The 10,004-nt window shown below is 62.0% G+C and carries 12 protein-coding genes, 1 tRNA gene and 1 pseudogene; 11 read left to right on the forward strand and 3 right to left on the reverse strand.

Annotated elements, in window-relative coordinates; genetic code table 11:
- Both thiC and QM659_RS16450 read left to right on the forward strand, forming a co-directional pair.
- A partial coding sequence (thiC, locus tag QM659_RS16445; protein WP_415189254.1) for a phosphomethylpyrimidine synthase ThiC occupies positions 1-1,128 on the forward strand: 1,128 nt, incomplete at its 5' end.
- A 323-nt stretch (positions 1,129-1,451) separates the two neighbouring features.
- Positions 1,452-1,678 (forward strand): annotated as a pseudogene (locus QM659_RS16450) (phosphomethylpyrimidine synthase); the annotation flags it as partial.
- 5 nt (positions 1,679-1,683) lie between these two features.
- On the opposite strand, the gene QM659_RS16455 reads toward QM659_RS16450, so the two are convergent.
- Positions 1,684-2,259, reverse strand: coding sequence for a poly-gamma-glutamate hydrolase family protein (locus QM659_RS16455; protein WP_415189255.1), 576 nt, complete (start codon positions 2,257-2,259; stop codon positions 1,684-1,686).
- Between the two features lie 239 nt (positions 2,260-2,498).
- Between QM659_RS16455 and QM659_RS16460 the strand changes: the two genes are divergently transcribed.
- Both QM659_RS16460 and QM659_RS16465 read left to right on the forward strand, forming a co-directional pair.
- Entirely contained in the window at positions 2,499-2,747 is a 249-nt protein-coding gene (locus QM659_RS16460) for a type II toxin-antitoxin system Phd/YefM family antitoxin (protein ID WP_415189256.1), read from the forward strand.
- Complete coding sequence (locus tag QM659_RS16465) at positions 2,737-3,045, forward strand: type II toxin-antitoxin system RelE family toxin (protein WP_415189257.1); 309 nt, start codon at positions 2,737-2,739, stop codon at positions 3,043-3,045. Before QM659_RS16460 ends, QM659_RS16465 begins: the two co-directional genes overlap by 11 nt.
- A gap of 11 nt (positions 3,046-3,056) precedes the next feature.
- On the opposite strand, the gene QM659_RS16470 is transcribed toward QM659_RS16465, so the two are convergent.
- Positions 3,057-3,749, reverse strand: coding sequence for a metal-dependent hydrolase (locus tag QM659_RS16470; protein WP_415189258.1), 693 nt, complete (start codon positions 3,747-3,749; stop codon positions 3,057-3,059).
- Between the two features lie 101 nt (positions 3,750-3,850).
- On the opposite strand from QM659_RS16470, the gene ruvX reads away from it, so the two are divergent.
- From ruvX to dprA, 4 genes are all read left to right on the forward strand, one after another.
- Positions 3,851-4,321: a Holliday junction resolvase RuvX gene (gene ruvX / locus QM659_RS16475; protein ID WP_127078288.1), complete on the forward strand. Its 471-nt coding sequence runs from the start codon at positions 3,851-3,853 to the stop codon at positions 4,319-4,321.
- Complete coding sequence (locus QM659_RS16480; RefSeq protein ID WP_415189259.1) at positions 4,318-5,244, forward strand: AEC family transporter; 927 nt, start codon at positions 4,318-4,320, stop codon at positions 5,242-5,244. The genes ruvX and QM659_RS16480 overlap by 4 nt, the downstream gene beginning before the upstream one ends.
- 45 nt (positions 5,245-5,289) lie before the next feature.
- Positions 5,290-5,949 (forward strand): glycerol-3-phosphate 1-O-acyltransferase PlsY, encoded by a 660-nt coding sequence (gene plsY / locus QM659_RS16485; protein ID WP_415189260.1) that lies wholly within the window; start codon positions 5,290-5,292, stop codon positions 5,947-5,949.
- Positions 5,950-6,136: 187 nt separating this feature from the next.
- A complete protein-coding gene (gene dprA / locus QM659_RS16490; RefSeq protein WP_415189261.1) occupies positions 6,137-7,423 on the forward strand; it encodes a DNA-processing protein DprA in 1,287 nt (428 codons plus the stop codon).
- Between the two features lie 70 nt (positions 7,424-7,493).
- Here dprA and QM659_RS16495 read toward each other — a convergent pair whose 3' ends face one another.
- Positions 7,494-7,730 carry a hypothetical protein gene (locus QM659_RS16495; protein WP_415189262.1) on the reverse strand — a complete coding sequence of 79 codons (237 nt, stop codon included), beginning with the start codon at positions 7,728-7,730 and terminating at the stop codon, positions 7,494-7,496.
- Between the two features lie 199 nt (positions 7,731-7,929).
- Here QM659_RS16495 and QM659_RS16500 point away from each other — a divergent pair, with 199 nt between their 5' ends.
- From QM659_RS16500 to QM659_RS16510, 3 genes are all read left to right on the forward strand, one after another.
- Positions 7,930-8,685 carry an HAD-IA family hydrolase gene (locus tag QM659_RS16500; RefSeq protein ID WP_415189263.1) on the forward strand — a complete coding sequence of 252 codons (756 nt, stop codon included), beginning with the start codon at positions 7,930-7,932 and terminating at the stop codon, positions 8,683-8,685.
- A 100-nt stretch (positions 8,686-8,785) separates the two neighbouring features.
- Positions 8,786-9,799, forward strand: coding sequence for a hypothetical protein (locus tag QM659_RS16505; RefSeq protein WP_415189264.1), 1,014 nt, complete (start codon positions 8,786-8,788; stop codon positions 9,797-9,799).
- Between the two features lie 128 nt (positions 9,800-9,927).
- Positions 9,928-10,004, forward strand: a tRNA-Arg gene (locus tag QM659_RS16510).

The raw sequence follows: 10,004 nt of genomic DNA on the forward strand, positions 1-10,004 counted from the left end.
ATCCGCTGGGGCGCGGACACGGTGATGGACCTGTCCACCGGCCGCAACATCCACACGACGCGCGAATGGATCATCCGCAACGCGCCCGTACCCATCGGGACCGTGCCGATCTATCAGGCGCTGGAGAAGGTGAACGGCGACCCCGTCAAGCTCGATTGGGAGGTCTACAAGGACACGCTCATCGAGCAATGCGAGCAGGGCGTCGACTATTTCACCATCCATGCGGGCGTGCGCCTGCGCTATGTGCCGCTGTCGGCGAAGCGCGTCACCGGCATCGTGTCGCGCGGCGGCTCGATCATGGCGAAGTGGTGCCTCGCGCATCACCGCGAGAGCTTCCTCTATGAGCGCTTCGACGAGATTTGCGACATCATGCGCCGCTATGACGTGTCGTTCTCGCTCGGCGACGGGCTGCGCCCCGGCTCCATCGCGGACGCTAACGACGCGGCGCAATTCGCGGAGCTTGAGACGCTCGGCGAACTGACGAAGGTGGCCTGGGCCAAGGGCTGTCAGGTGATGATCGAGGGGCCGGGCCACGTGCCGCTGCACAAGATCAAGGTGAACGTCGAGAAGCAGCTTGCGCTGTGCGGCGAGGCGCCGTTCTACACATTAGGCCCGCTCGTCACCGACATCGCGCCCGGCCACGACCACATCACGAGCGCCATCGGCGCGGCCATGATCGGCTGGTTCGGCACGGCGATGCTCTGCTACGTGACGCCGAAGGAGCATCTCGGCCTGCCCGACCGCGACGACGTGAAGGCGGGCGTGATCGCCTACAAGATCGCGGCGCACGCGGCCGACCTCGCCAAGGGGCACCCGGCGGCGCAGCTTCGCGACAACGCGATTTCGCGCGCGCGCTTCGAATTCCGCTGGGAGGATCAGTTCAACTTGGGGCTCGACCCCGAGGGCAGCCGCGCCATGCACGACGAGACGCTGCCGAAGGACGCGCACAAGGCCGCGCATTTCTGTTCGATGTGCGGGCCGAAATTCTGTTCGATGGAGATCACGCAGCAGGTGCGCGACTATGCGGCCAAGTTGAACGAGACGCCCGAGATGGCCGCGCAGGCGGGCATGGACGAGATGAGCGAGAAGTTCAAGGAGATGGGTGGGGAGGTTTATGTGGAGCGTTGAACGCGATGCAGTCCGACACCACGTCCAACGCAAACCTAGGCAATTAGCTGGTTAACTGCTAGCGTCGGTTTCGGTCTCTTTTCAGAGAGTGGCGACTCCTCGCCACACCATCCAGCCATCGTCACGGTTGCCCATGACCAGCGCCGTGTTTCCAGGGCAAACGCACACCACCGCGTTTAGCGCCCTCCCGGACTGGCCCGCCCGGGATCTGCTCAAAAGTTTGGTCAAATCGACCTCGCTTTCTAGCGAATCATGTTCGCCTATCAATACAATAAATGGGGAGCGAACTACGCGGCTACGTGAGTTCGAATATACACAACAAAGAGACGCTGCCGAAGGACGCGCACAAGGCCGCGCACTTCTGTTCGATGTGTGGACCGAAATTCTGTTCGATGGAGATCACGCAGCAGGTGCGCGACTATGCGGCCAAGTTTAACGAGACGCCCGAGTGGCCGCGCAGTCGGGGATGGATGAGATGAGCGAGAAGTTCAAGGCGATGGGCGGAGAGGTTTATGTTGCGAAAGATTCCAGAATAGAAAGCAAAGGCTAAGTTTGTTAGTCAACCTTGACTGAATTCCGAACACACTCAGCAAAGACAGAAAGCGCCTCGTCATTTTGGGCTAAACTATTCCTGAGGCCCTTGCTAATTTCAAGTTGAACTCCCTTGTGGCGTTTTCCCCGGTTGCAGATGTTTTTGGGTTCCAGACCCGGGAAGCGTTTTGCTTGGACTGCGTTAAACCCCGCTCCGCTAAGTTCGGCCTGAATGAATTGCTTAAGATCATGGTCGAGCCCGCCTATCTCAACAAGCTCCTCATCGCCTCGCATGCCGTGCACAGCGATCACAAAATCGCAGGTCGCGATGAGTTTTAGGCACGCTGGTTCATCGAACTTCGTAGAAGTTATATGCAGGTTCTCGAATGAATTCGGCATTACCCCTTCAAAGCAATATAAGCTATGCACATTAGCTGCTATCGATGAAGCGATATCTGAAGTTCGCAGCTCAATCCGACCACCGTGTGGTGCGATCACTGCCATTGGCGAACCTCTATCGTCAACCCTTATTCGATAATCCCTTCCTGAATTGACGCTTTGAGAAAGCTGATAAAAACTTTCAAATCGGTCTTGCACCATGCGCTCTATCCATCGCAGATTTTAATTTATTGGCGTATTTATTTATTTATCATTAACGCAGATACAATGCGAATAAGCGTCGACTAATAATTAGCTTGTTCAAAAGTGCCCCGCCTCCGGAACAACCTACCCACATGCCAGCGTGCAAACTTGTAAGCGTGACCGTCTTCGCGGGAAGCACCTAGTAGAATGCTCGCAAAGGTGCTATATAAAGCGCTCATAAAAGCGCGGTTCAGGGTATGGCACACACGATCCTTGCGGGGACGACAGCGAGCGTCACCGAACTCAAGAAAGACCCGATGGGCACGGTGCGAGCCGGCGATGGCGAGCCCGTGGCGATCCTGAACCGGAACGAGCCGGCCTTTTACTGCGTTCCGGCGAAAGCTTTCGAGCGCCTTATGGAGCGCCTCGAAGATCTGGAATTGAACGCCATCGCCGACGCGAGGAAGGGCGAAAGGGCCATTCCGGTCACGCTCGATGACCTATAGGCTCGCCTTCCTTGAAAGCGCTCTGAAGGAATGGAAGAAGCTCGACGCGCAGACGCGGGAGCACTTCAAGGCGAAGCTGAAAGAGCGGCTGGAAGGCCCGCGCGTGCCATCGGCCAAGCTCTCCGGTTCGCCGGATCGCTACAAGATCAAGCTTCGCAGCGCGGGCTATCGCCTCGTCTATGAGGTTCGCGATAAGGAAGTTCTGGTTGTCGTCGTCGCGGTCGGGAGGCGAGATCGCGACGCCGTTTACAAAGCCGCCGCGAAGCGTGGTGGCGGCAGGCTGCACGATGACCGGTAGAGGCGCCCCTCCTAAACCTCAAACGCCACGCCAACCTCCGGCACCACCACATTCTGCCCCGTTGCCAGCGCGATGAACTCATCCGGCGTCTGGTCGATGATCGGGAACGTGCCGTAGTGGATCGGCACCACCGCGTCGAAGTGGAAGAACTTGCGCGCCGCAAACGCCGCTTGCTTCGCGCCCATGGTGAAGCGGTCGCCGATGGGCAGGAAGCCCACCTTCGGGGAGTAAAGCGCGTCGATCAGCGCCATGTCGCCGAAAATGCCGGTGTCGCCTGCGTGGTAGATCGTCTTGCCGAGGCCCTCGATCACGATGCCGGTCGGGTTGCCGAGATAGACCGCCTGCCCGTTCACGCTGGTCGACGACGAATGAAACGCGTTCACGAAGCTCACCGACACGCCGCCGCCGAGATCGATGGCGCCGCCGGGGTTGCCGACCTCCACCTTCTCCACGCCCTGCGCCGCGAGATGCATCGCCAGCTCGTACACGGCGACGAGCGTCGCGCCGGTCTTCTTGCAGATCGCCACCGCGTCGCCCACGTGGTCGTCATGGCCGTGCGTCAGCACCACATGCGTCGCGCCCGCCGCCGCCTCGTCCACGGAGCCCGTGAATTTCGGATTGCCCGTCAGAAACGGGTCGATCAGGATGACGTGACTGCCGTTTTCCGCGCGAACGGCGGAATGCCCGAACCATGTCAGCTTCATTGCAAATCTCCCGAAGATGAGCGACGAGTAAAAGCGGTGCCCGCACTATATGAAAATGCGGCGCGCCCGCAATTTGTAAAAAACTCCCGCAGGTGACTTTCGTGCCCTCCGAACTCGTGCCGCTTTCCGACCTTGTCTTGAGGCTCAAACGCGACGAGCGGCTGATGGGCCTCGATGTCGGCACCAAGACCGTGGGGCTTGCGCTTTCGGACGTGATGCGCCAGATCGCGTCGCCGTTCGACACCATCCGCCGTACGAAATTCACGGCCGACGCGGTGAAACTGCTGGAGCACTGCAAGGCGCAAGGCGTGGGCGGTCTCGTCGTGGGCCTGCCGGTCAATCTCGACGGCACGGAAGGCCCGCGCGCGCAGTCTACCCGCGCTTTCGTGCGAAGCCTCGGCGCGCTCACGGATATGCCGATGGCTTTCTGGGACGAGCGTTTGTCCACCGCCGCCGCCGAGCGCGCGCTCTTCGAAGCGGACGCGAGCCGCAAGCGCCGCGCCGAGGTCATCGACAAGATGGCCGCCGCCTACATCCTGCAAGGCGCTCTCGACCGCGTGAACTACGCATGACCGCGATCCTCGAAGCGCTGGCGCCGCTGTTTCTCATCACGGCGCTGGGTTACGGCCTCGCGCAGAAGCGCTTCGGCGGCGAAGCCTTGTGGCGAGCGCTCGACACCCTCGTGTTTTATGTGCTTTTTCCCGCGCTGCTCGTGAAAACGCTGATGCGCGCCGACCTGCACAACGTGCCCGCCGCCGACTATGTCTTCGTGTCGGTCGCGTCGGTGACGATCATGGCCGCAGCCCTGCTCGCGGGCTGGCTTTCATTCGGGCGGCCGATCTCCGGCCCCGCCTTCACGAGCTTCATGCAAGGCACGATCCGCTTCCAGAGCATCGTTTCGGTCGCCGTTGCGTCGGCGCTGTTCGGCGAACGCGGGCTAACCTTCGCAGCGCTCACCGTGGCATCCGTCATTCCGACGGTGCAGCTATATTCGGTGCTCGCTCTGTCGGTGTTCGGCGAAGGCGCGGCTGAAATGAGCGTAGGGCAAGCCGTGCGTCGCGTGGCGTCGAACCCGCTTTTCCTGGCCTGCGTCGCCGGTCTGATCCTTAATGTGACAGGCGCGCCGGACTTCGCGTTTCAGACGCTGTCGCTTCTCGGCTCCGCCTCCATCGGCTTGACGCTGCTTTCGGTCGGCGCGGGCTTCAACATGGGCACGGCGCGGGCGGCGATGAACCTCGTAGCGGCGAGCGCGGTGCTTCGATTGGTCGTCATGCCGCTGCTCGTGTTCGGGCTGTCCTGGATCGCGGGGCTTTCGGGCATCGCGCGCACTGCCGCCGTGATCGGCGCAGCGGTGCCAACAGCCGCTTCCGCCTACACGACAGCGCGCATCATGGGCGGCGACGCGCCGCTGATGGCGCAGATCGTGACCGTGCAGAGCATTGCGTCGATAGCGACGCTTCCCTTATTCATCTGGCTCGCGCAGAACGCACCGTAAATCGACCATTCCCGCGGACGCGGAACGAAAGGACCGGAAAGAGCGATGGCTCTGAACGAAAAAGATCTGTGGTTTGCCGTATTTCTCGGCGCGAACATCTGGATTGTCTGGGGCGCGGCGCTCCTCGCCGGCTATCTGTGCGGCTCGATCCCGTTCGGCTACTTGCTCAGCCGCATGGCGGGGCTGGGTGACATCCGCAAGATAGGCTCCGGCAACATCGGCGCGACCAACGTGCTGCGCACGGGCAAGAAGAGCCTCGCGGCGGCGACGCTGTTTTTCGATGCGGCGAAAGGCTTCGTGCCGGTTCTCCTCGCGCGCCAGTATCTCGGCATGGAGGCGGCGATGGCCGTCGCGCTCGGCGCATTCCTCGGCCATCTGTTCCCCGTGTGGCTCGGCTTCAAGGGGGGCAAGGGCGTCGCAACCTATATCGGTGCGATCACCGCGCTATACTGGCCGGCGGGCGCGTTCTTCTGTGGGCTATGGCTCGTCATCGCGCTTGTGACACGCTACTCTTCGCTTTCCGCCCTTGTCGCAGCGGCGGCGACGCCGTTTTTCGTGCTGGCGATGACATCGGTGCCGCTTTTTATCTTTCTGCTTGCACTTTCGGCGGTTCTCATTCAACGCCATCATCAGAATATCCGTAAACTGATTGACGGCCATGAATCAAAAATCGGCCAGAAAGCCGCGCCAGCGAAAGGCGCCTGAAGACGAGCCCACCGAAAGGCCCGCGCATTCGCGCGCCACGCCTTCGACATCGGGAGCGGCGGGACAATCCTACGACGCTGCCGCAGATGTGAATGCCGCCGAAACTTCGGCTTCCGGATCTTCCGGCGCGGCGGCGGCGGCCCGCGACAGCGAACCGCCACCCGGGTCTCGCCGGAAGCGCCGCGTCATGGAAGCTGCACCAACGCTACAGGACCGGGACACCGGCTTTCCCGAGGGGCCACTTGCCGCCCCGACGGGTCTGCGAGAACCCGAGGCCGACTTCGACCGTTCGCCGGAGCCGTCCCATGGAGGCAACTCGCACCGCGCGCCGACGCACCGCGAGAAACGCGATCGCCTCCGCCTCATCCGCACGCCCCATATCGGCACGGTCACCTTCTGGCAGCTCATCGCGCATTTCGGATCGGCGACCGCGGCCATCGACGCGCTGCCGGAATTCGCAAGGCATGGAAGTCGCGTCTCGCCAAAAAGCGTGCCCTCGATCGCGGCAGCCGAGGCCGAGATGGAGAGCGCGCAAGCTGCGGGATTGACGCTCATCGCGGTTGGAGAAGCGGGCTATCCGCCGCTGCTCGCGGAAATCGAAGCGCCGCCGCCACTCCTCTATGTCAGGGGCGACCCGGGCATCTGGCAAAGGCCCGCCTTCGGCATCGTCGGCTCGCGCAACGCGTCCGGCGCGGGACTGAAATTCACAGCCGAAATCAGCGCCGAGCTTTCCCGCCTCGGTGTGCTCGTGGTGTCTGGACTGGCGCGCGGCATCGACGGGGCGGCGCATCGCGGTGCGCTGCCTTTCGGCACTTGCGCGGTCCTGCCGGGTGGCCTCGATCGCATCTATCCTCCAGAGCATGCGGGACTTGCCGCCGACATCGCCCGGAACGGCCTGCTTGTGGGGGAATGTCCTCCGGGTTTCGTTGCCCGCGCGCAGGATTTCCCAAGACGCAACCGCATTATATCCGGCGCCAGCCTCGGCGTGCTGGTCGTCGAGGCCGCCGAGCGCTCAGGTTCGCTGATTACGGCGCGTCTCGCGGGGGAGCAGGGCCGCGAGGTGTTCGCAGTGCCCGGTCACCCGCTCGATACGCGCGCGGCCGGAACGAACCGGCTCATCAAGGAAGGCGCGGTGCTGACCACCTCCGCCGAAGACATCGTCGCGGCGCTGAAGGACCGGCTTGGCGACTGGGCCCGCTTCCATATCGGCGCCTCCACCCCCGGGATCGACCCGGAAATTGCGGCGATCCACAGCCCTCCCGCTGACTCGAACAGGGTGGACGACGGGCTTACGTCTCTGGACGAGACCATCGCAAGCGTTCTTCAGTTGCTCAGCCTCTCCCCCATCGCCATAGACGATCTCTGCCGCATGACGGGAAAGCAAACCCGCGAAGTTCACGCCGCAATCGTTTCCCTCGACCTGGCAGGGCGCCTTGAACGACGCGGCTCAAGCCACATCGTTCTGCGGGCTTGAAATACCGCGACGCGCATTTTTGTTTTCGCTCTCGACGGCGTTCAGACGGTTCCGTCGGTCGAACGGACGCTCAGACCTGACAATGAAAGCGCGCCTCTTCTTCCGCGACGGAGATAAGGTCCGCCAGCAGCCGGAACTGCGATTTCGCTGCGACCACGCGCAGGGACGACAGGAGAGAGGCGATATATTCCGCCGCTTCGGCAGGCGTCATCTCGATCACATCGTCATCATACACAGCATCGGTTTCCCCGATGCTGTCTTCCGCCATGACGTGTGCGAGATAAAGTTGTTTTCGGCGCGCATTCATTTCACTCAAACCTCGCCAGATAGGGAACTGCTACTCAAGAATGGCTGGACAATTTTACCGTTAGTCAACTATAGGTTGCGAAAGATGGGGTTAGCAAGAGCGGCCTTTCGCGCCGGTTCGTTAAAACATTTTTTCCACAAAACAGAGTGGCGCTTCGGCCACTATAGCCTTCAGCTCAATGAAAAATGCGGGTTGCGGCGTGGATTTGCCCGCATCATGGCGTTACCGTCACGCAGCAGTACGCTGCCGTTTCGCAACGGAGGGCCTCATTCGCAACGCGACACTCGTTTTCGATCTGGATGGAACGATCGCCGACACCGCGGGCGATCTGATCGAGGCGGCCAATGCGGCCCTTGCGGCGCACGGCTTTTCCAGAGCGTCCGCGGCTTCCATCCGGAAAGGCGTCGGATACGGCGCGAAAGCCATGTTGCAGGCGGCTCTCGCCGAAACGGGCGAAACAGCCAGTGAAGCTGCATTATCAGAGCTGACGCACCAACTCGTCGAGTTTTACGAGCAACGCATTGCGGTTCAGACGACGCTCTTTCCCGGTTTCCTCGACGCCGCACAGACGCTTCGTCACCGTGGCGCGAAGCTCGCGCTCTGCACGAACAAGACCGAGAGGCTCATGACGCGGCTTCTTTCAGAACTCGGCATAGCCTCGCTTTTCGACGCATTGGCGGGCCGCGATACCTTCGATTTTCACAAGCCGGACCCCCGCCATGTCACCCACCTTGTCGCGGCGGTCGGAGGGCGGCTGCCATTCGCGGCGATGATCGGGGACAGCGAAGCCGATGTGGCCGCCGCGCGCGGCGCGGGCATTGCCGCGATTGCCGTCCGTTTCGGTTATGCGGCGTTGCCGGCGGACGAACTTGGCGCCGACGCGGTGCTTGAGAGCTTTTCGGAGCTTCCGGATCTCGTGGAGCGCCTTCTCGGTCGGGTAGCATCCGAAGCGTAAGCCCGATCCGTGAAACATGTTGCGCAGCCGAACCTTTTGACGGGAAGCTCCCTTTGTCGAAAGCAGCAAACGTCCCTTTGGCCCTCGCGCGGTTTGAGAGATGACAGGAGTTTGGCAGGAACTGGCCGAAAGCCTCCCTCGGCATTACTGGATCTTTTGGATTTGCGCCGCCGTCGCGCTTTCGATTGCGGTTTGCAGCTTCCGTTCGCGAAGCTACGGCCGGAGCATTCTGCGTCAGGCACCCGGCAGCCGGATCGCGCTCGCGGTGGACGAGACGTTCGTGCCGTCCGACCGCTTTGCGGGGTTCGTCCATGAAGCGAGCGGCGCTTCATTCGTCCTCATCGATTTGCCGCTCGTGGCGTTTGAGCAGTTCGGCAAACTCGGCAATGCAGCCGAACGCCTCAAAGCAGAGGGCGTCGGCGCCATATCACGGCATCTGCTGCCTTCGCGGGGCGGCGACTACATCTATTTTCGCGGCGAGCAAACGACGCCGGTCCGCGATTATGCGAAGTATATTCTCATTTTCCGCGAAGCCGGCGCGACAGGCATGGTGACGGCAAACATTCCGGTCGCGGTGCTCTCCTCGGGCGCTGTCACAGAGGCCCGGATCGAGACGATTCTCGCGTCGGCGACGATCCGTCCCGCGACTGCGGAAGCGAAGCCGCTTTTCTCCATGTCATATAGCGGACCGTTCGAGGAAGACCTCTCGCTGCTCGGGACCACCAAAGGATACCGTCTCAGCGCGGCGGCGATGGCGAACGGTGGCAAAGGTCGCGAGCCGCAGCCGCTTTTCCTCGTGGCGCCATCTCTGGCGGGTGTCCCTGTTACAGACCTCGGCGAGTTCGCGCGGCGCGCCTTTGACGCCATCGAACAGTTTCGCGACAAGCAGCTCCTTGAGACGAGTCGAGCAAAGATCGACGGGCTCGATGCGGTCGAAGCAATCGGGCGAGGGACGGATGGCGGCACGGGGCGGCCCACGCTCCTGTTTCAGGTCATCGTCGCGGCCAAGAAGGGCGGATATTTCCGGCTCCTCGGTCTCGCGCCTGAGGACGCGCGCGGAGAATTCTTGCCGGAATTCAGAAAAATGGCACGCGGCTTCAGGCCGCTCGACTGAAGGCGCGCCGCCTCGATGTCCGCTTGGCCGGCGCCGTGCAGGCCGGCTTACCGGCCCGGTATCTTTTGCAAAGCCGCCCCAATCCGGCGATTTACAGGAAACGCGAGCAAAGGTAGTGTTGCGGCGCCGGTCCCGTAGCTCAACAGGATAGAGCACCTGCCTTCTAAGCAGGGGGTTGGAGGTTCGAGCCCTCCCGGGATCGCCA

It is taken from the genome of Rhodomicrobium sp. (assembly GCF_047605405.1).
In the GTDB taxonomy this organism is placed as follows: Bacteria; Pseudomonadota; Alphaproteobacteria; order Rhizobiales; family Rhodomicrobiaceae; genus Rhodomicrobium; species Rhodomicrobium lacus.

Coding starts and splice junctions, on each gene's coding strand:
- QM659_RS16455 (WP_415189255.1), bottom strand. CDS start 2,259: ATGGTGCAAGACCGATTTGAAAGTTTTTATCAGCTTTCTCAAAGCGTC.
- QM659_RS16460 (WP_415189256.1), top strand. CDS start 2,499: ATGGCACACACGATCCTTGCGGGGACGACAGCGAGCGTCACCGAACTC.
- QM659_RS16465 (WP_415189257.1), top strand. CDS start 2,737: ATGACCTATAGGCTCGCCTTCCTTGAAAGCGCTCTGAAGGAATGGAAG.
- QM659_RS16470 (WP_415189258.1), bottom strand. CDS start 3,749: ATGAAGCTGACATGGTTCGGGCATTCCGCCGTTCGCGCGGAAAACGGC.
- QM659_RS16480 (WP_415189259.1), top strand. CDS start 4,318: ATGACCGCGATCCTCGAAGCGCTGGCGCCGCTGTTTCTCATCACGGCG.
- plsY (WP_415189260.1), top strand. CDS start 5,290: ATGGCTCTGAACGAAAAAGATCTGTGGTTTGCCGTATTTCTCGGCGCG.
- dprA (WP_415189261.1), top strand. CDS start 6,137: ATGGAAGCTGCACCAACGCTACAGGACCGGGACACCGGCTTTCCCGAG.
- QM659_RS16495 (WP_415189262.1), bottom strand. CDS start 7,730: ATGAATGCGCGCCGAAAACAACTTTATCTCGCACACGTCATGGCGGAA.
- QM659_RS16505 (WP_415189264.1), top strand. CDS start 8,786: ATGACAGGAGTTTGGCAGGAACTGGCCGAAAGCCTCCCTCGGCATTAC.